The 21,314-nt window shown below is 52.2% G+C and carries 14 protein-coding genes and 2 pseudogenes; 3 read left to right on the forward strand and 13 right to left on the reverse strand.

The features are described 5' to 3' along the window. Nucleotide 1 precedes the first annotated feature (1 nt). The 7 genes and pseudogenes from tssH to tssA form a co-directional block, all read right to left on the reverse strand. On the reverse strand, nucleotides 2–2,596 hold the full coding sequence (gene tssH, locus RGM3321_RS12000) for a type VI secretion system ATPase TssH (protein WP_244393222.1): 2,595 nt from the start codon (nucleotides 2,594–2,596) through the stop codon (nucleotides 2–4). Continuing rightward, nucleotides 2,593–3,612: pseudogene (tssG, locus tag RGM3321_RS12005) on the reverse strand (type VI secretion system baseplate subunit TssG). The gene tssH and the pseudogene tssG overlap by 4 nt, the downstream one beginning before the upstream one ends. After that, a complete protein-coding gene (gene tssF, locus RGM3321_RS12010; RefSeq protein ID WP_244393223.1) occupies nucleotides 3,576–5,363 on the reverse strand; it encodes a type VI secretion system baseplate subunit TssF in 1,788 nt (595 codons plus the stop codon). The pseudogene tssG and the gene tssF overlap by 37 nt, the downstream one beginning before the upstream one ends. Nucleotides 5,364–5,455: 92 nt before the next feature. After that, entirely contained in the window at nucleotides 5,456–5,863 is a 408-nt protein-coding gene (gene tssE / locus RGM3321_RS12015; protein ID WP_244393224.1) for a type VI secretion system baseplate subunit TssE, read from the reverse strand. Nucleotides 5,864–5,871: 8 nt separating this feature from the next. Continuing rightward, nucleotides 5,872–7,347 (reverse strand): type VI secretion system contractile sheath large subunit, encoded by a 1,476-nt coding sequence (gene tssC, locus RGM3321_RS12020; RefSeq protein WP_244393225.1) that lies wholly within the window; start codon nucleotides 7,345–7,347, stop codon nucleotides 5,872–5,874. 28 nt (nucleotides 7,348–7,375) lie between these two features. After that, nucleotides 7,376–7,876, reverse strand: coding sequence for a type VI secretion system contractile sheath small subunit (tssB, locus tag RGM3321_RS12025; protein ID WP_244393226.1), 501 nt, complete (start codon nucleotides 7,874–7,876; stop codon nucleotides 7,376–7,378). Between the two features lie 31 nt (nucleotides 7,877–7,907). After that, nucleotides 7,908–9,458 carry a type VI secretion system protein TssA gene (tssA, locus tag RGM3321_RS12030; RefSeq protein WP_244393227.1) on the reverse strand — a complete coding sequence of 517 codons (1,551 nt, stop codon included), beginning with the start codon at nucleotides 9,456–9,458 and terminating at the stop codon, nucleotides 7,908–7,910. A 600-nt stretch (nucleotides 9,459–10,058) separates the two neighbouring features. Here tssA and RGM3321_RS12035 point away from each other — a divergent pair. From RGM3321_RS12035 to RGM3321_RS12045, 3 genes are all read left to right on the forward strand, one after another. Then, the gene (locus tag RGM3321_RS12035) at nucleotides 10,059–10,577 is read left to right on the forward strand and encodes an Hcp family type VI secretion system effector (protein ID WP_244393228.1); all 519 of its coding nucleotides are present in this window, start codon (nucleotides 10,059–10,061) and stop codon (nucleotides 10,575–10,577) included. 68 nt (nucleotides 10,578–10,645) lie between these two features. Then, nucleotides 10,646–12,679 carry a type VI secretion system tip protein TssI/VgrG gene (gene tssI, locus RGM3321_RS12040; RefSeq protein WP_244393229.1) on the forward strand — a complete coding sequence of 678 codons (2,034 nt, stop codon included), beginning with the start codon at nucleotides 10,646–10,648 and terminating at the stop codon, nucleotides 12,677–12,679. Then, the gene (locus RGM3321_RS12045) at nucleotides 12,676–13,557 is read left to right on the forward strand and encodes a DUF4123 domain-containing protein (RefSeq protein WP_244393230.1); all 882 of its coding nucleotides are present in this window, start codon (nucleotides 12,676–12,678) and stop codon (nucleotides 13,555–13,557) included. The genes tssI and RGM3321_RS12045 overlap by 4 nt, the downstream gene beginning before the upstream one ends. A 102-nt stretch (nucleotides 13,558–13,659) precedes the next feature. Here the strand turns inward: RGM3321_RS12045 and RGM3321_RS12050 are convergent, their stop codons facing one another. From RGM3321_RS12050 to RGM3321_RS12075, 6 genes and pseudogenes are all read right to left on the reverse strand, one after another. After that, nucleotides 13,660–15,192: an IS66 family transposase gene (locus RGM3321_RS12050; protein WP_244393231.1), complete on the reverse strand. Its 1,533-nt coding sequence runs from the start codon at nucleotides 15,190–15,192 to the stop codon at nucleotides 13,660–13,662. Nucleotides 15,193–15,208: 16 nt separating this feature from the next. Then, the gene (gene tnpB, locus RGM3321_RS12055; protein ID WP_244393237.1) at nucleotides 15,209–15,517 is read right to left on the reverse strand and encodes an IS66 family insertion sequence element accessory protein TnpB; all 309 of its coding nucleotides are present in this window, start codon (nucleotides 15,515–15,517) and stop codon (nucleotides 15,209–15,211) included. Next, nucleotides 15,494–15,832, reverse strand: a pseudogene (locus RGM3321_RS12060) (transposase); the annotation flags it as partial. The pseudogene RGM3321_RS12060 and the gene tnpB, both read right to left, overlap by 24 nt. 130 nt (nucleotides 15,833–15,962) lie before the next feature. Beyond that, nucleotides 15,963–16,190, reverse strand: coding sequence for a hypothetical protein (locus tag RGM3321_RS12065; protein WP_004413878.1), 228 nt, complete (start codon nucleotides 16,188–16,190; stop codon nucleotides 15,963–15,965). Then, nucleotides 16,174–19,692, reverse strand: a complete 3,519-nt coding sequence (locus RGM3321_RS12070; RefSeq protein WP_244393238.1) for a DUF637 domain-containing protein — start codon at nucleotides 19,690–19,692, stop codon at nucleotides 16,174–16,176. Before RGM3321_RS12070 ends, RGM3321_RS12065 begins: the two co-directional genes overlap by 17 nt. A 922-nt stretch (nucleotides 19,693–20,614) precedes the next feature. After that, a complete protein-coding gene (locus RGM3321_RS12075) occupies nucleotides 20,615–21,028 on the reverse strand; it encodes a hypothetical protein (RefSeq protein WP_227443074.1) in 414 nt (137 codons plus the stop codon). Between the last annotated feature and the right edge of the window lie 286 nt (nucleotides 21,029–21,314).

The following is a 21,314-nucleotide window of genomic DNA, read 5'->3' on the forward strand; positions in this document are numbered from 1 at the left end:
GTTATTCGAATTCACAGACAATTCCGCCTGAGCTGTCCAGCGTCGCATGAACCCTGCATAAGGCTTTACCGCTGCTCATGGCGCTGAGCAAACGGTCCGCTATCAACGGGGTCAGGGAGGACTCGAGTAACTGATCGATCAGTCGGGCGCCGCTGTGGCTTTGTGTGCAATGCTCCAGTAGATGACAAACCATACTCTGCGAGTAGCTGAAGGTGAGGCCACGGGATTCAAGTGTATCTCCAAGGCGACTCAGCTTTAGTTCGACCAGTTCACGAAGCGCTACACCCGTGATGGGGTAGTAAGGCACAACGCGCATTCTGGCCAGTAATGCCGGTTTGAAATGTGCGCTGAGTACTGGCTCTAGCCGCATCGCCAGCTGTTTGGCATCCGGGAGCGTGCTCTCGTGGCAGTTGGCATGGATCACCTCGGCGCCGAGGTTGGAGGTCATCAGAATGAGTGTGTTGCGAAAATTGATTTCCCGGCCCTCTCCGTCGTTGGCTACGCCTTTATCGAAGATCTGATAGAACAGATTCAGCACATCCGGGTCCGCCTTCTCCACCTCATCAAGCAGAATCACCGAGTAAGGCTTCTGTCGAACAGCGTCAGTCAACATGCCTCCCTCGCCATAACCGACGTAGCCCGGCGGTGCGCCGATCAAACGGGAAACGGTGTGTTTCTCCTGAAATTCGGACATGTTGATCGTCGTGAGAAAACGCTCGCCGCCATACAGCAGGTCAGCCAGAACAATAGCTGTTTCGGTCTTGCCGACCCCGCTGGGCCCTACCAGAAGAAATACTCCGGTTGGGGCACCGGGTTTATTCAAACCGGCAGCCGATGCCCTCACCGATTTCTCAATGGTCTGCATCGCCTGCTCCTGGCCCCTGATGCGCAAACGTAGTTCTGAAGAGAAACGGTCAATCCGTTCACTGTGTTCCTGAGCCAATCGCGACACCGGAATTCCAGTCCAGGCACTCACCACTTCTGCGATCAGTCTGGGGCACACTTCAAAGCTCACCAGACGCTCATTCACTTGCGTATCGATCAGGGCCTGTCGGACCTCAGTCAGCTCGGACTCCAGCGCGTGCGTGTATTGAGAGTCGCTACCCTCGCCTGCCTGCTGTACTTTTCGGTCGGCCAGTTGACTGCGTAGATCAATGAGCCGCTTGACGGCTGCGAGTTGATCAGCCCACCTGCACTCAAGCGCATCTGCGTCGCTCTGCATTAGTGACAGGTCAGAAACCAGCGTATCCAGCAAGCTTTCATCAACCGACAACCCGGCATTGGCATCACGCTGTATTGCCTCGAAATGCCTTCGTTGCCGAGCAAGTTCACCTCGCAGATGCTCAAGACGTTCAGGCACGGCAACCAGACCGATTCGCACACGAGCACACGCTGTATCGAGCAGGTCAACTGCCTTATCCGGCAACTGACGCCCGGAAAGGTAGCGGGCCGAAAGCCGGGCAGCGGCAACCACAGCGTCATCGCGCAGATAGACGCCATGACTGCGTTCATATAACGACGCGAGCCCACGCAGAATGGTGATGGCCTGCTCCACCGTGGGTTCCATTACGCGGACCGGTTGGAAACGACGTGCAAGCGCCGGATCCTTTTCGAAATATTGTCTGTATTCGGCCCACGTTGTCGCTGCAATGGTCCGCAGCTCCCCGCGTGCCAGCGCAGGCTTCAACAGGTTGGCCGCATCCGACCCTCCGGCCTGAACACCGGCCCCGATGAGTGTGTGGGCTTCGTCAATGAACAGAATGACAGGCCTGGGTGAAGACTGGACTTCCTCAATGACCCCCTTCAAACGACGCTCGAACTCACCCTTGATACTGGCGCCCGCCTGGAGCAACCCCATATCCAGCGAAAGTAGCTCGACATTCTTCAACAGATCAGGCACTTCACCATGAACGATCCGTAGCGCCAATCCCTCGACAACTGCGGTTTTGCCGACACCCGCCTCGCCCACCACAATCGGATTGTTCTTGCGTCGACGAGCCAGTATGTCGACCATCTGGCGCAAGCAGTCATCACGACATAGTACGGGATCCAGCAAACCCTCTCGGGCCTGCTGCGTCAGGTTATGAGTGAAACGTGCAAGCAGCGATTCACGTTGACTCAGGGCTGGCTTTGCTACGTCCGGTGATTGCTGGGCAAGGGCGTAATCGCGAAAGCGTTCAATGTTGATCCTGCCCAATAATGGCTGGTATGGACGGTCCGCATAGCGCAAAGGATTGCGCAGCAAGGCAAGAATCAACGCAGCCTGGTCAATGAGGCTTTCGCCCAAATCCAGATTGGAAATCAACAGCGCGTCCTGAAGCCACTGAACAAGCTCGGCAGAAAATACCGGGTTACGGATTGCACTTTGCTCGATCGGCTGGCGAAGGAAGCCTGCAAATTCGTCAGCTGCAACATCGGCCTCCAGCAGCGCACGCGCAAGCATTCCATCAGGCCGTTCCAGTAGGGCAACCAGCAGATCCTCAACCGAAATTTTACTACTGCCTCTGGAAACACAACGTTCGGCGGCCCCCTCAAGCTCGCTGAGTGTAGGGGCATCAAGGGCTCTGACGAGCTGCTGCAGGTCTACATCGATCATGAATAGTCCTTATTAGTCGGTCTGTTGAACGTCACAAGCCCTTGGGCATGCTCGCGCCCGAGCCAACTGGTCCAACCCAGGTGGCAGGTGTTCGATTGGCCAATGCGCAAATCCCTGATATCCGAATTAAGAAGCTCGAGACAAACGTCGTAATCCAGTGGATCGCGCAACGTGAACCGCACAAGTGCGCCCAACGGTTAGTAGCTCCGGCCGGTGGGTAGAAATTCGTGGAAGCGCTCCCAATCAAGCTGTTTTATATGAATGCGAAACTTGCCACTCCGATCTGGAACACGAACACCAAGCACCATATTCCGCCCTGGCTGGTTGTTGGCTTTGCCGAGGCAATTGAGCTGAGCACGACTGATCTCAACCGTTCGCTCGACACATTGTTCGATGAACATCCGGGCATGCTTGAAGTAGTAACGAAGCACCGACTCGATCAACGCGGCAGAATGAGCACGCAGGCTCAAGAGCCCCAGATAGGGCAAAAGCCGCTTCCAGTTCAACTCGGTCGTTTCGCGAATACGCGCTCCATGTAAACCGATCAATGCAAAGAGATGTTCGGAAAAAGGATCGGTTGCGCCACTGGCGAACACTGCGTGATAGCGGTACTTGCGCCAGACAGGCAACATCAGTTTTTGCAGGCGATGATTAAAAATATCCAGGAAATCCCGAGTGGCATTAGGCTTGTCCCGTTCCCCCAACGCCTGCTCGGCATAGAAAGCCGGAAGCGGTGAACCCGACCCGACCAGGCTCATCACGTTGAGATACAACCGAACATACAGGTCAGTGTGCTCATGGAAAAAATCCAGACTTTCTATGTCGCTACATGGAAATCCAAGACTGGGATTTGCCCTTAATTCAAGAAAAGCATGCAGTTGCTCATCATCGGCATCCGGGTGAACTTCACGTAAAAACCCGAGGATCAGAGGTATCGCCTGATACACGGAATATTCCCGTATATGCTGGCTGAGCGTAGTCAGAGCAGCGGCTGCTGCCCCATGCGTGGCGTCCATTCGTAACCACCTCCCTGAGCGGTTTTTACATGCAGTTCATGGAAAGAATTCAAACTGGCATAAAGCGCAAAGAATTCGTTTAGGACTGACGCAAACAGAAACAGACTGGCTTCGTCTGCAAGCGCGCCTGGGTCAATGAGCAGCTCGGTTTTAATGCCTCGCACCGGCCGGCCATCATGCAAGCGATCAACGTTCTGGTGACGTATCGATTTCAGCCCACTTAACAAATGCTGACTGACCTTCTCCGCTTGCTTGTCGTAATAGCGCGGCAAGTCATAGGTCTCGATAATGACCTTTAACGCTTCGATACTTGCCAGAGACAGATAATTCAGCGACATGTTACTAATGACGCGCCATAGAAAGTCACGCCCAATCGGCGGCGCATAGCTTTTAGTTGCTGGTGTAATATTTCTGAACCGCAGGAAGTCTGGAGTGCCTTCGCACGACTTGCATATTCCGCCGGCCCTGATCTGCTGTGGAAGATTATGGTTGGTGCAGGTCAATCCAATCGAGATCGTTTCGTTGTCTCGATCGCCACGCGTATCGAAACTCAGGTAAGTATCCAGCCCTCCATGCGCTACGGAGTCACGATGACGCACGCTGTAATAAGGGGCGTTGCTCTGCACATCGACGGCCGGATCATGTTCGAACGACTCAAAGGGTACATAGTTCTGATAGCCCCTGCCTCCTGGCTGCCATCCGGTGACGGTATCAACCGAGTAAACCCCGCAGTTGTCATGACCGTAGTGCGCAGGAATCAGCAGATACTCATCCTGCCGTGCGTCGGCCAAAATGGGGAGTGCATCCTGTTTGAACAAGTTGACCACGGGTGTGCAATATAATTTTATATGTTCAACCTTTGGCCGAAGGTGCAGCATATCCTCGCCATGCATCTCAAAGACCAGCTGAAAGCCACGAGCAACTTTCAATAGATCTTCGCTCACTGATGTGATGATCTGAAGACCGCCAATATCAGAAAAAAGGAATTTTTCCGGAAAACAAAAGTACTCTTGCAGGTAGCGATAACCGCGAAAAGTGTTCAGCGGATAAGGGATCAATGACTCATCTTCCGCAAAACCCACTGGCTGTACTTGATCTGCAGAAATGCTCAGCTCATGTGATTTGCCATCCCCATTCGGAAGCGGCTTGCGTTGTTCATCCAACAGTAATAACTTAATGCTTTTCAGTTTGCGCATGAGGCCAAGATACAGCGCTTGGCTAATAGCGCGATCGCCTGAAAAGTGCAGGCGTAGCTTATTCAGTTCCAGCGCCCCCAGGTGCCCGTCACCTGTCATCTCCAGAGACAACGTCAATGTCGCCGCCTCCGCGCTGGCCGAGTAGGAAACATGCGCCAACTTCAGTGGAAGAATGTCGGTTGGAAAACAGGTACGAAATTGACAGACCTGCCCCTTCACGGGCTCACTTTCTACCGGGGTATCGCGCTCGACCCTTATACCAGGCCCTACAGCCATCAACGGATCGAATTGCAACATGCTCACTGCCGGCATCGGTCGCATATAATTAGGCCATAACAACTGCATAAGCGAATGAGTCAACTCAGGCAGATCATCATCGAGCTTTTGACGCAAACGACCCGTCAGGAAAGCAAACCCTTCAAGCAACCGTTCAACGTCGGGATCCTGACCTGCCTGCCCCAAAAAAGAAGTCAATGCCGGATTGCGATCAGAAAACTGCCGGCCCGACTGACGCAGGGCCATCAGTTCCTCTTGATAGTAATGGTTAAATGACAATGCTCACCTGCCGGATCTTGTTTTGTGAATGATTAACGGGGTTTATGTAGAGAAACAGGAAACAACTGATTCGTGAGAACCACTTGACATACTCAACTCACCCTCACCTTCCCGGATTCGCTGACCGTGGCGGAAAACCGAACAGCCTTCTTAATGCCGTCAGCTTTTAAAGTTGCATCAATAACAAATTGCAGTGTCAGCCTATTTTCCGAGTATTCTTCAGACATAACGTAGACCTCTGACAGGCGTGGCTCATAGAGCCTGACAGCTTTCTCGATTGCCACTCGAGACTGCCTCAATATATCGTGAGGGCTCATGCTCATATTATTCAAGTCAGGCAAGCCATAATCAGGTAGCATTTTCACGCTTCCTGCACGAGCGCCAAGCATGTTCGACAAATGTGTCGCGATCGATGCCGTTAACTGTTCTTCCTCAGAAAAGCCTGGCGGCTCTAACCTCGCTCCGGCAAGGCGTTCAAAAAGACTACCGAGGCCTCTCATGGTATTACCTATTCCTTTTCCATTTTCCCGACCAGCGACAGAGTAAAATCAGCCCCCATATATTTGAAATGAGGACGGATATTCAAACTGACGCGGTACCAGCCAGGATCACCTTCAACGTCGCTAACAATAATTTGCGCTGAGCGTAACGGGCGTCTTCCTCGCACTTCCGCGCTCGGGTTTTCCTGGTCTGCAATGTACTGGCGAATCCATTTATTAAGTTGACTCTCCAGATCCGCTCGCTCTTTCCAGGATCCGATCTGCTCTCGCTGCAACACCTTGAGGTAGTGCGCGAGGCGGTTGACAATCATCATGTAGGGCAGTTGGGTCCCCAGCCTGTAATTAAGCTCGGCTATTTTGCCTTCCGAATTATTGCCAAAGAACTTGGGCTTTTGCACCGAACTGGCGGAAAAGAACGCGGCGTTATCGCTTCCTTTACGCATGGTCAGCGCGATAAACCCCTCTTCTGCGAGTTCATACTCACGGCGATCAGAGACCAGGACCTCCGTCGGAATCTTTGTCTCGATTTCACCCATGCTGTGGAATCGGTGCAAGGGAAGGTCTTCCACCGCACCACCACTCAGTGGCCCGATGATATTGGGACACCAACGAAATTTGGCAAAACTGTCTGTCAGCTTCGTCGCAAATGCGTAGGCCGTATTTCCCCATAGATAGTGCTCGTGGCTATTCGCAACGTTTTCCTTGTAGGCAAACGTTTTCACCGGGTTTTCCTCTGGCTCGTAAGGACTGCGCAGCAGGAAACGCGGCACCGTCAAGGCAAGATACCGAGCGTCCTCTTGCTGCCGGAAGCTCTGCCATTTGGCGAACTGCGGCCCTTCGAAATGATCGCTCAGATCCTTGAGATCAGGCAGACCGGTGAACTGCTCAAGCCCGAAAAAATTGGCACCCGCAGCAGCGATGAAAGGTGCATGCGCCATACAGGCAACGCTTGAAACGTATTGCATGGTTTTGACATCAGGGGCGCTTGGCGAGAAGAAATAATTGGCGATGATTGCGCCAACGGGATTACCGCCAAACTGGCCGTACTCAGCGGTGTAGACGTGTTTATAGAGGCCCGACTGAACCACTTCAGGTGAATCTTCGAAATCCTCTAGAAGATCCTGTTTGGAAACGCTTAATAACTCGATTTTTATGTTTTCACGAAAATTGGTTCGATCAATCAGTAATTGCAACCCACGCCATGAAGCTTCCAACGCCTGAAATTCTACATGATGGATGATCTCGTCCATCTGGCGACTCAGCTTGACGTCAATCTCAGTAATCATCCGGTCAACCAGCGCCTTTTTGACCGGCTCGTCATTATTACGCGGCTTCAGCAACTCTTCAATAAATGCAGCCACACCTCGTTTGGCAATGCCATAGGCGTCGTCACAAGGCTCTAATCGGGTATGCGCAATAATCTGATCGAGAATTCCATGGTGAAGCTCATTTGCGTCGCGCTGCGGTATGGCTTTTGTGTTCATATATTAATTCCTGACAATAAATCCGATATTACCGTTGCGACGCGACATCCAGGCCAAGCTCATCCAGCACGTTCTTACGCGATGTTTCATCCGTAATGACATGCTCGATGGCCTTGCGAAAAGAAGGCATGTTCCCCAACGGCCCCTTGAGCGCCATTAGGGCGTTGCGTAGCTCCATCAGCTTTTTAAGCTCAGGAATCTGTTCGACGAGACTGGCAGGGTTGAAGTCTTTCATCGAAGAGACCTTGATGCTGACAGTCAGCTCGTCAGCCCCGCTATCAGCCTGCAAGCGGTCAGGTATATTCAGTACCAGTTCAAGCTCCTGTTTCGCCAATACATCATCGAAATTGTTCTTGTCGATGCTGATTGATTTACGATCCTCAAGCTTTCGCTCGTCCGCGCGTTGTGTGAAATCGCCAAGAACCAGCAACTTCAGCGGCAGCTCTATTTCTTCCTGCGCGCCACCAACAGCAGGCTTGAACGTCACGTTAATCCGTTCTTTGGGCGCTACAGAGCCTTCTCTGGCCATTTCATTTCCCCTCAACTTATTCAACTGTGCATTAACTATCAATAAATCGCTCAAGGTCGTGATGACACAACCTCTGGTAAATTACTTCTTTGCGCGCTACTGCCTTATCGTTCAGAGCAATGCGCTCGTAACAGCTATATAACAAGCTCGATACATCCAGGAAGACCGTGGGTTCCCATACCGGCAAGCTTGCTGTTTGAAGTTCTTGATCAAGGTGCTCAAGTTGAACCTTCGCCAACTCGTACTTTTTCGCATCTATACAGAGACGTGCGATGCATAGCTTGTAAAAAAATCGCTCTCGCCCGCCCTCTATGCCGTTCAAATGATCATTCACCAGTCGCACAGCGGCCTTCAGTCCTTTTTTCTGCAAAACCGGCAGTGCATCGTGATACAACGAGCTTTGTTCTAAAGCGTCATGCTGACTTTCGCTGCCACGCGCATTACTGACATGAACTTCAGGAACCAGGATATGAGCGGCGATCCACTGTAATGTCTCCACGTCTGCGAACGGCACACCATCATGAAAGCGAAGTTCAACTAGGTCTGGAATGCGCTTTAAAAGCAAAGCAAATTGAACCTCCACCTCGCGCATTGCCGCTTCGCCACCCAAGGCTTTCAGACAGTTCCAGACCATTCGCTGGCCATCAAACCAAAAAGGCGAGCCTGCAAGACTTGCTTCAAGATCTACAATGAGGTCTGCGTAAAGACCCTGTTCGAATCGCTCTTGGTAATTACTCAGTTTGTCAGCGGGCAATCTCCTTAACTGCGTTATTTTCTCACTATTTCTTTCAGGAAGACTGTCCACCGCATACCAGACCTGCGAGCGCCCAAGGCGAAAAGCCCGCAGATCTGTAGTTTTTTGCTTGAGCCACCATCTGCAAAGGCTGCGTACGGAGTTCTCTTGCATACTTAAAGTCCGCTGGGCATCTCTCTCGTTGTCAATGTCGGAGTCACTTGAAAATAAATGAACCGCAGCCTGCTTGACGCGCTCTACCACCTTGACAGGCTCTATCTCAACCTGCTCAGCGCGCTGAATCATACGGGCGAGCCGTCTTCGCAACGGAAGCAGCAACGGGGCATCACTTCCCAGATATAGATTAAATATTTCATCCAGGCCATCAAGCTGCCTGAGCAGTTGCTGAAATTCAGTGAGCTGGTGAGTAATGGAAACATCTTCTCCCAGTGCCTTTTCGAGTTTTAGCAAGAGCCATTGCATGCTCGCCGAACGTGTTCGTAACTTTCTGGGATGAAGAAGCAGCCAATGCTCTTTACACAAATAATGAATCAATCCCAAGCCCGCAGCCAATCCGCTGACAGACTCGCATTCATATAGAGCCCAGGCCAGCCAGCTGGCGACGCGCAAGTCTTTGGACTGGTTTGAAAGAATATGTTCACAGCCCTCTTTGATCCGCAGCCAGTCTACATTCACTTCCCCGAATACGGCCTGCGCACAGCCCAACTCACGCTCCAAGACTTCAAACACCGTAGAAAAACGAATGTCTTCGCCTGCATAATCGCCTGTCGCGACAGGGTGCCGAGCCAGATCAAGATATAGAATGGAGAGCTTGTCTTTACCTGCCACTGCTCATACACCCCACATAGCGTACATTTCATTGTGAAAAGCTTTTCCAGCCACTCATAAAACCAGGCAAACCTTATCGCCATAAAAACCAGCAAGCAAGATGACACCTGAAAGATATTAAACTTTCGGAAAATTCTTACACCCAAGCAGAGCCAATATGTAGGAAGCAATTAATTTATGTACCAAAATATTTATAGCTTTAACTATCCATTGACAGGACACGCTGCTACATGCCTATCAGAACTCACAGATGTATTCGGTCTAAAATTCACCGAAAGCGGCTACTGAACGGCAAACAATCTTGTCAGGAGAACGTGCAAAAAATGTGACCTTCCACGCAGAAAGACCAGGCATGAAAATATTAATATTTTTAGATAGCAGCTTGGAAAGCTGCGCAAAAAAAAGATAACAGTGCGCAAAAGCTTGCACAACTTACTAGAAGAAAACTCAGCACAAGCGTCTTCTGCATATCCTGTAAATGGCCAAACCAGCTGACATTACTGGCTTAAGAGATACCTGGCACGTAACTTGTTATAGCAATGCTTCGATCTCCAAGCCGATTCGCTTGTGAGGCACCATCGACTGTAAGGAAGAACGTTAATGCCTACACCCGCCTATATGACTGTTATAGACGCCAATCAAAAAACGCTGACAGCAGGAGCGTTCACAGCAGACTCTGTTGGCAACGTCTATCAGGAAGGCCATGAAGATCAAGCAATAATCCAGGCATTCAGCCATAACATTATTACACCCTGTGATCCACAGTCAGGTCAGCCTACTGGCCAACGCATTCATGGTGCTGCCTGTGTGACAAAAATTTTCGACAAAACCTCGCCATTGCTTCTGGAGGCTCTTTGCTCCGGCTCAACGCTCAGCGAAGTCGAAATCAAGTGGTACCGGACGTCTATCGATGGCAAGCAGGAACACTATTACACCACCACCCTGGAGGATGCGGTCATCGTCAACATCAAATCCTACATGCACAACTGCCAGGATCCGAAGAACTCGCACTTTGGACACCTGGAGGACGTTCAATTCAGCTATCGCAAAATAACCTGGGATCACGTAAAGGCCACTACTACCGGATCTGATGACTGGAGAAGTCCAAAGTCGGCATAACTCCACTGCCCCGTCGGTCCGACAGGATCGGCGGGTTTTCATAAACCGGCTAGACACGGTGTGTCCATATGACGCTGAACCCCGCTGACCGACCTTACTTCAGCCTGAGCGTCGACGGCCTTGAGCATGACTTTCAAATCATTTCATTTACCGGTCATGAAGCCATCAACAAGCCCTTCTGCTTTACGCTTGAGCTGGTCAGCGAGCGCACGGCGCTGGACCTTGAAGACCTGCTGAATCGTCCTGCATTTCTGCAGTTCGCACCTGACGATGGGGGCATTCACGGTTTGATCGATCAGGTGTCTCAAGGCGACTCCGGCAGACGTCTCACGCATTATTCGATCACCCTGCGCCCGCATCTGGCCCGGCTCGGGCATCGCACCAATCAGCGTATTTTCCAGAATCGCACAGTGCCGCAGATCATTACGCAGGTACTGGAAGAACATCACTTGCTGGCCAATGCCTACCGCTTCGAACTCGGCACCACATACGCGGGACGGGAATACTGCGTGCAGTACAACGAGTCGGATCTACATTTCGTCCAGAGACTGTGCGAAGAGGAAGGTCTGCACTATCACTTTGAACACAGCCCCGCAACGCATCAGCTGGTGTTTGGCGATGACCAGACGGTGTTTGCGAAACTCGGTTCGGTGATTTATCGCCGGGACAATGGTCTGGTGGCCGATGAGCCGGTCATCAAGCGTTTCAAGCTGCGCCTGGAAACCCGCGCCAACCGCACTACTCGCCGCGATTATCACTTTGAAAAACCCCTTCTGAAAATGGAAGGGTCGGCGCATGCCGAGACGCAGCCTGACCTTGAGGACTATGACTACCCTGGCGGTTTCACCCACCGGGATCGGGGTGCGCAACTGGCGAATCGAGCCCTTGAACGCCACCGCCACGATTACCGGCTGGGCGAAGGTCAAAGCGATCAGCCTCGCTTGGTCAGCGGTCATTTTCTGCCATTGGATGGACACCCCAACGAGGACTGGAATGATCTGTGGTTGCTCACTGAGGTGCGTCACGAAGGCCACCAGCCTCAGGTTTTTGAAGAGTCCGCACATGAAATCCAGAGCCCTGACAACTTTCAACAGGGCTATCGCAATACCTTTTTTGTTACCCCCTGGCAGGCCTCGTATCGCCCGCCTCTGCATCATCCCAAACCGAGAATATTCGGCAGTCAGACTGCGGTGGTGACTGGCCCGAAAGATCAGGAAATCCACTGCGACCGGCATGGCCGGGTCAAGGTGCAGTTTCATTGGGATCGTGAAAGCGACGGCGATGACAAGAGCAGTTGCTGGCTGCGAGTGTCGTCCAGCTGGGCTGGTAATCGCTACGGTGGCATGACCATCCCGCGAGTCGGCATGGAAGTGCTGGTGACGTTTCTGGAGGGCGACCCCGACCGGCCATTGATCAGCGGCTGCCTGTACCACGCCGAACATATCCCGCCCTACGACTTGCCTGCGCATCAAACGCGCAGCGTGTTCAGAACCCTGAGCAGCCCCGGCGGCAATGGCTCCAACGAGCTACGCATCGAAGACCGGGCCGGTCAGGAGCATATCTACATCCATGCACAGCGCGACTGGGACCAGAACATCGAGCACGAGCAGAAAATAAGAGTCGGTCATGAGCGACATGACCGGGTCGAGGGCAACAGCTACAGCGAGTTCAAAGCTGAAGAGCATTGCACTGTCGATGGCAACCGGCTGACCGAAGTCAAAGCGGACGATCACCTGACGGTGGGTGGAACACAGCACATCAGGGTAAGTGATGGATTACTGACACACGCCGGGCAGGAAATTCATTTCAAGGCCGGTAACAAGCTGATCATCGAAGCAGGGCTGGAGATCACCTTCAAAGCCGGTGGCTCCTTTATCAAAATCGACGCCGGCGGCGTGACGGTCAGCGGATCGCAGGTGAAGCTCAACTCAGGAGGCAGTCCTGGGAAAGGCTCGGAGGCGGCCCCGCTCTTGCCAGATTTGGCAGTACAGCCAGATGGGGGCGATTCAGGTGAAATGCTGGTTCCCGCACAGACACAGGCGATAAAACGCACGCCATTTTGTGAGGAATGCGCACAAGCAGCCGAGAAGGCAAACAAATGAATCAGGCCAATTATCTGCTGGTTGATGGCATGTTGCGGTCTGAGGCCGTAAAGCAGCTTTATCAGCGTGACGAGCATCTTGAGATCGTTCCGCTGTATCTGGGCACACGTTGGGCAGGCGTCACGGATCTAGGTCCGATACTTGTGCACGCACCTTATCCATCCAGACTGATAGAAGAGTGGCACCAACATCCTGAACAGCGGGCCGACGGCTGCATTTTTTTAAGCGATGCGCCTTTGAAAACCGTCTCGGCACATTTGCAGCAGTTTCTGAACCCGGTCGATTACCTGGGCAACTCAAGTCTGCTGCGCTTTGCAGATCCGCTGGTGATGCATTACTGGCTATCCAGCTACGGAGCTGAACAGTTGAGCTCGACGCTAGGGCCTATAGATCAACTGTGGGTCCAATCCCCTTTACGCAACTGGCAGCATAGTCTCGGCTCAATCATCACCACATTTGTTAATCAACGTCCGCAACTAACCTCTCGGCAGGGCTTAACTCTGCTGGGCGATCCCCAGTTGAAAGCCTTTGAAAGCTGTTATCGATGGCTGTTCGAAGAACGCATCCATGACTGGGTCAAGGGTCACGATCCGCAAGCCTTCGTGAAGCAAAGTGATGATCAGATCGAAAGCTGGCTGAATCAAGCTTTGGACAGCGGGCTCGCGTGGGGACTTATCAGTGAATACGCATTAGCGACATGGGCCGACATCTGCCACGACTGGGGTCTGGATTTCATCAACTCGCCACAAGGTCACTACCCATCCTGGCAGACGCTGTACCCCAGGCATCAGCGCTTGGCCCCGGAACTGCGCATAGCCGCGCTTGATGAATACCGTCAAAAAGTCCGTAACGACAGGGATGCCCTGCATGACCGATAAACACGGCACACACCAGCAACGACGCGCCGCACTGTTCCCCAAGACTCCGGCGACAGCGTATCCGCGCCACAAACCCCACTTGGCAAAAAATGAGGATTGGCTTTAGCGAGGCATCTCTGGCGAGCAGTTCCACGGCAGCAAGGCTTCGTAATCCTCTACCGATGCAGCATGCGGCAACCGCTCAAGTACGTGGCGCAGCCACGTATAAGGCTCTTGGCCGTTGAGTTTGGCGGTCTCGACCAAGCTGTAGATCTGGGCGCTGGCCGTGGCGCCTTTGGGCGTGTCGCTGAACAGCCAGGCTTTTCGTCCAATGGCGAACGGCCTGATTGCTCTTTCGGCAGCGTTGTTGTCGATGGGTAGAAAACCAGCTTCGATATAACGCTCTATCCGGCTCCAGTTGTGGGCCAGGTAGTTCACCGCTTTACCCAAGGCACTTTGTGACGTGACCTGCGGCTGCGTTGTTTCCATCCATGCTTTGAGCTTCGTCAGCTCAGGCAGGCTTTTTTCCTGACGACCGATATAACGTTGCTCATCGCTGACATCCTTGAGTTCACGCTCGATGCCATACAGTTTGTTAATGCATGCCAGTGCAACATCAGCGCGGCCCGTTTTGCCTTGAGGCTGCACTTTCTTTGCCTCCACGAACTTGCGTCGTACATGGGCCATGCACGCCAGACGTTCCACACCCGGTTGCAACGCCAAAGCGTTATAGCCCGCGTAATCGTCGGTCATCACGTAGCCCCGATAACTCTCCAGCAGGCACAGCGGCACCTCCTGCGCACGGCTGATGGTGTAGTCGAACAGGACGATTTTTCGGTCTGGTGGGCCGCTGGCCTGTACCCACATCCAGGATTGGCTGGTCGGGTCACGATCCGGCTCTTTTAGTACCTGGACTCGGGTTTCATCGCAGTGGATAAACGGGCTTTCGAATAATCGATCACGCATCAAATTCAACAGCGGCTGCAAGTGCTCACTGCACTGGATCACCCAGCGCGCCAGCGTCTGGCGCGGTATCTCGATGCCATGTCGACTCAGCACCGTTTCGAAACGATGCAGAGGCAAACCGTCGACATATTTGGTGGTCAGCAGCATGGCCAGTACGCTCGGACTGGCCATGCTCTTTTCGATCAACTGAGCCGGTTTGTCAGCCGTGACCGGTGCCGTTTCGCAACCGCGGCAACCGTAGACTTTGCGGATGTGTTTAATTACACGGATCTGCATCGGCACGATATCCAGCTGCTCGCTGGTTTCTTCGCTGATGACATGCTTGCGGCAACCGCAGGCACAGGTCAGTTCGCGCTCGGGCAGTTCGTGGATGATTTCGATGCGAGGAAGATCAGCCGACAATGGCTTGCGTTTACCACGGCCTTTGACCGGTGCAACGACCTCTTCGTCAGCGTCGCCGACGGGTAGCATCGGATCGCTTTCGGGTTCGTTGAACAAGGCGAGCTGTGGCGTGTTCAGTTCGACCGTCTGTTCGGACTTGCGTCCGAACAGACGGTCGCGCAGTAACTTGATCTGTTCTTTGAGATCGACGATATGACCCTTGTCAGCCGTGCGCTCAATCAATAACTGCGCGAGCAGTTGCTTGAGCAATACAGGGTCATCTGGAAGATCTTCGGGCATGGAAATCATGCCCTGATTATACCTGTCAGGCGACGAATCCTGGAGTTAAAACCTGATGAGGGCGGTTGCGCCAGAGATCAAATCCATCCAGCAACCAGTTCAGTTCCTGAACCGTCAGCACGATGGCTTCGTCTGTCTCATCGGGAGATGTTTTGAAACGCTCGGACTCCAGGCGCTTGAGCCAAAGGCAGAAGCCGTTGCGCTCCCAATAAAGGATTTTCACTCGGTTACGAGGGCGATTCAGAAAAACAAAAAGCACGGGGTCGAACACGGCAACTTTGATGTCCAGCTCGACCAGTGCAGCCAGGCCGTCAATAGATTTTCGAAAGTCCACCGGTTTGGTAGTGGTTTCATCGGGAGTCCGATCCAGACTCAATCCCGCGAACTGGCACAGGATCGTTGTTTCGTAGAGCGCTTCCTCCATCGCCGGATCGCTGTAGCCGAACCAGTTTTGCATCAGATGTATGCGCAGCACCGCCATTAACGGATAGGCCGGACGGCCACCGTCGCCATTGGAATAATAAGGCTCGATCAGATTGATCAATCTTTTCCAGGGCAGGACCTGATACATCTCGATCAGAAAACGCTCTTTACAAGTTTGCTTGCGTTTGCCAGCGTACTCAGCGTCGGCGAAGGTCATCTGCTTCATCAGGCGTCTCGGCGGTCAATATCAGGCACTCTGCCAAATTTGGAGATCTTCTTCAGAGTTTCCTTAGTGACCACCGAACGTCGCAGACAACTTCATTACGCCAATGCATTACTTATTCCGAGACCACAAATTAAATCCTCAATACTTTTATATAAAAATCATCCCTACCCGGAAAAGCAATGACCCCCTGTCGTTCAAGATCAATCAACCGCAATAAAAAATAATCATTATTTTCAGCCTCTTCATTCGGAAACAAAGAAAAAAACTTACTTTTCGACCACACAGTCATACCCTCATCGAAAAATCTTTGCAAACCTCTCAAGGCGACTTCCCAATCATGTTCATTTCCCACGGTCATAAAGTACCTCCCCAGTATTTACATTAATCACCTTACTCACAAGAATTTCCTTATTGGTAATGGCTTGAGTCGCCCCACCAGATCCGAACTGTGGAAAATCTACGGTGATCGGTTCAAGATAATCAGCCTTACCCCACTGACCTTGAGGTATTCTAACGTCATCAAGTATTTGCTCAGTATTAAATATAACTTTTATAGCAGCATCATGTGGAACTTGCAACGTTTCTGCAGCCCCCGCACCAAGATTATCGAAAGAAATATAGGTGCCACGGTCATTCGCTGGAATTTTACCAGAGGCAATCAAGTCCTGAAGATATGGGGCATCTGACGAAACATATCTATATCCTGTGGATGGTATGGCCTCTCCAGAAGCTCTGGTATAAAAATCTGGAATTTTCTGATCATTTTTTCCAAGATCATCTCCAAGCTTTTTCTGGTCAAGTACCTCATCAAGCTTTTTACCAATGGCCTTTTCAGCCAACACATCCCCTGCACTTGCCACACCCTTGGCGCCGGTAACGGCTGCAAATATCCGGATGGCCAGCAAAGTCTTCTGGGCAGTGCCAACATCTTGACCGTAGATAGCATTCAACTTCCCGGAAAGCTCTGAATTCAGCGCTACAGCAGTGCCTTCACCTATTGCCTGACCACTTTCCTTGAAGCTATCAACAACCCCTTTAGGCAGCCCGGTTATACCTTCAAAAATACCGTTAAAAATGGCTGAAGGGTTTTCTTTCGCTGCCTTGGCGAGATCGACGACACCGTCCTTGAGCGCAACTCCTGAATCTTTCAGCTCCTTGACCAGCCCCGCACTCAGGTCACGACTGATACCGCTCTGGACGAACTGTTTATAAAAAGCTGGATCGGCGGAATCAGCAAACATTTCAGGCCTGAACAGCTGATTATTTTCCGCGGTAAACAGTTTCTGATCGGTACCCAGATTATTTACAAAGGTCTGTCCTGCTTTCGCGAGAAATCCTTGAGCAGCAGGGTCGTCGCCATCACTCAACACTGAGCGCCACAACATATCCGTGTTTTTCAGCGCTTGCTGGCTAAGGCGCTCCATGGCTGCCTGCTCTGTTATGTCCAGATCCTGAGCAAATTTTTTCGCGTTTTCATTCAGCCATTTCTGTTCTTCATAGTGCAGCTGCCGATTGTATGTTGTCGCGTATTTGGCTACCTCGGCCCCTTTGGCTACGTCTCCATTCACCGCAGCAGCGGCTACGATACCTGTGAGCTGAGACGCCATTACCTCCAGGTTCTTGTCACCGCCTACCATGTTGCTGATCACGTTGATCAACGCTTCGTTAGCGCCTGCGGCCAGCGCGCCGGTTTTAAAATCGCTACCGGTGGCCGCAGCCACAAGGCCACCCATCAAGGCGTGCGCAAGTACTTTCTGAATACTGCCGTCGTCGTATTCTCCGAGAGCCCAACCCCCAACGGACTTAAATCCAACGGCCATACCAATGTTGCTGGCTTGGCCAGCTAACGCATTACCAAGATTGTCTGAGTAACTGCCGCCATTGATAACTGTGTTTAAGAACGCGTCGGATGCGGACTTCATCAACACTACTTGCGCACTTTGCAGGTTGAAGCCGAGCGAAGTGGGATCGTAGCCAGGCATCATGCCAGCCATCGCGGCTGATGTTAGATATCCCTTCAGCGAACTGGACGAGGTGACATCCTTGAATGTAGCTCCAATATTGCCTTTGTTATTAATTGTGCTTATCACTGCCTGAGAAGTAGCGGAAGTCAGACCTGCAACAACTGCTGCATTTGCAGCAGTACCAATTGCCGCAGCCGTTGTGGTGGAAATACCGGCAGCCGTCGCCGCTCCGCTGGCAGCAGAGCCTGCTGTCGCACCCGCTGTAGCGAATGTGCCAGCCCCAGCCGTTAACGCCGTAACGATGATAATGATCGCCAGCATTGCCCCTTGGCCGAGGCTTGAATTGTTGTACTTGAACGAATCATGTACCTCTTTGATCTGACGCCAATCCACATCACCGCGCTGCTCAGCATCCTTAAGCCACGCCAGTTGCGGGTCGGCCTTGACCATTGCATCAATCGTCTGGCTAACGCTTTGCTGGTCGACTTGTTTGATGTCGATTTTCAAGCCTTCAACAGCGCGGATCGCTACTTCGCCTTTGGCCACCAGCTCACTCTGGCGCAGCGTCTCATCGGTATTGCCCTTGCCTTTGCTCGAATTCCAGGCAAGGTCACTTTTGCTCTTTTCATGACTTTCCTGATGCGAGTCCTTAACGCCCTCAAACGTAACTGCACCGCCACTTTCAATCGTCAGATCCTCGCCACTCTCCAGCTTCGCGGCCTGAAACTTCTGATCGCCCCCACTCGCCAGCAACAAATCACCACCGGTGGTGATTTCACTGCCGATGTTTTTCACATCAGTAATTTCGTCTCGCTTGGTTTTCTTCGCCCCAAAACTCCCCTTCTTCTTTTTGTCATACAGCGAATAATCACTGTCCTGCGCAGCGAGAATGTCCAAGTTCTCACCCGCAACCAGATACGCTTCTTTCCCGGCCGTAATACGGCTGGAGATCACGGAGAGGTTCTGTCCGGCCTGCAAGGCAACGCTGCCCCCGGCATCAAGATCGGAGGAAACCTGGCTGACGTGGTCTTCCTGACGGGTCAGTTTCTTGCTTTTCGACAGGGAGTGTTCTTCGTCTGCCGCAGGGCTGATGGTGAGGTTTTCGGTCGCGGCCATGGCGATGTCGCGTTTGGCGTCGATCTGGCTGGCGATGACGGAGATGTCGCGTCCGGCCTGAACGGTCAGGTCGCGTCCGGAACTGGCGGTGGAACCCAGTTGGGTGATGTCGCTGCTGTTGTGTTTGCTGTCACTGAACAGACTGTTGGTGACTTCGGTCGGGGCGATGGTGACGTCGCGTCCGGCCTGGATGGTCATGTCACGACCGCTTTCCAGCACGCTGCCTTTGTTGATGACGTCGCGGCCTGCCGAAATGCTCATGTCGTTGGCGGCTTCGATGCGCGCGGCACTGTCGGCGAACTCGTTGTGGCGCTGACCGCGCGCGCTGTTGTCCATCGAGGTGATGCTGCGTTCGTTGATCACGTCGCCGTTGATCGCGGTCAGTGAGACATCGCGACCTTTGATGATGCCGCCAGCAGTGTTGATCAGATCGTTGCCCGCGAGCAGATCGAGCCGGTTGCCAGCTTCTATCAGGCCGGCGTTGACCAGATTGTTACCGGCAACCGCTGACAGGTTATTGGCCGCACGCAAGGTGCCAACGTTGTCGAGGTTTTGCCCAGCGATCAGTGAGACGTCGTTACCGGCAATCAATGCCCCGGTCGGACCAAGGCGACCGTCGGCCTGGGCCAGATAAAGCACCGGCACCAGCACTGTCTCGCCGTTCACTTCGTGCTCTTCGAGCCAGACGATGTCGTGGGTCAGCGCTGCGACTTGTTGTGAACTTAGCGATACGCCGACAGCCAGGTTCAGTTTCTCTTTGCTGGCGATGGCGTTGTTCATCAGGTACTTGAACTGCGCCTCGTTGGAGGTCTGCCCGTCGATGAACGCCTGACCGGTTCTGGCCACTACTGCCTGCTGAACGAGGCGTTGTTCGTACAAGCCGTCACCCAGACGCTTAGCGCTGACTTCGGGGTCGTAGCCCAGACCTGCAAGCAGGTAATCCGAACTCATGAACTGCTTAAGCTCGGTGAGGACCGGGTTGGTTTCGATCAGGTATTTTTGCGGTTTGGAAACGAAGTTGCTGCTGGGCAGGCCGTCCACTCGGGTAACGGTTTGTGCTGCTGCGGCAGCGACCGGCGTGATTGCAATGACTTGATCCACTGAGTGCTGGAGCCGATAACAGGGCTATTCTGCGTAACCATCGAGTTGCAGTTACAGAAATAGGATTACAAACAGCTGGCGTTACCGAGGCACTCTGAGTAACCACAGAATTGCTGACTGAAGAAATGACTAGCCCGCCCTGAGTAGCGACAGGATCGCGAACAGCGGCAATGACCGGAACGTCTTGAGCATTTACGACGGCTTGGGTAACGGCGGCAGTCACGCCTTACTGGGTAACTATTGGAGCCTGATTGACTGCACTGAGCAGGTTACCCTAAGTCCCATTTACCACCTGACCGATCTTGTTGACCTGAGGGCCCGTACCACTCGGGCGTTCTGGGCGGCTGAGCTACCTGAAGTCGAAGAACCAGCAGTGATATTAGGAATACCCTATGCCGGGACTGCATTCTAGACGGGTAGCAGAGCACCGCCGATAAGGAGGCTCATAGCAGAGGTGCAATCAGGTCGAAAAGTCCGCTCTGATCAGCGGGCAGTTTTAAAAATTCTGAACAAGGCTCTTTCATACACGCATTAGCCTCTGCCACTAGCTATAAGCCCCAGAAAAAACTTTCAAAAAGTTTCGACTGAGATCAGCCATAAATCATTTAGCCTCATCATCCATGAGTGACTTATACTTTTTAAAAACTCCAACCTCTATTTCTCCACCATCAATTAACCGCTCATAGAAACGGCGATCCACCGCCCATTCCTCAAACACTAGGGACGCCACCTGCGAACCATTATAGTTAGTACAGAAGCCAAGTTGCCAGTGAGTAGACAGCTTATTATTGCTTACAAAAAACAAGTCAGCCGCGTACGGCTTTGGATACTCATCATCAACGTCAACACACAAATAGTACCAAGGGCTATTCTCCCAAAACTCAATACCATAAACAACATACTCACTACCTAAGCTAATATCGATCTTACCATCTGGTCTGAATATTTTATCTTTCAAAACGCCCAAAACAACTTCATCAGATATATCTTTCAAATCATTTATCTTACATATCACTTTCAAACCATTCACCTTCAGTCAATGCTATGCTTTTTAAATTTAAAATCCATCAAAGTCCCAGTTTTTGGATCTCTAACATAATGAACAACTGAGTCCTTACCATCGACAGACTTAACTTTGTATTCAATTTTGTCCATACCCTTGAACGCTTCGTCGCCTAAGGAAGGTCTGAAATAGGCATCGATTTTTGACGCCCTCGTGGCCTCAGGTTCAAAAAAGCTCGCCTGGTCAGATAATCAGACTTTTCCCGCTTTTAACTCATCGATTTCCCTTAAAACAGCGC

This window comes from Pseudomonas sp. RGM 3321, assembly GCF_022836805.1.
Taxonomy (GTDB): Bacteria; Pseudomonadota; Gammaproteobacteria; order Pseudomonadales; family Pseudomonadaceae; genus Aquipseudomonas.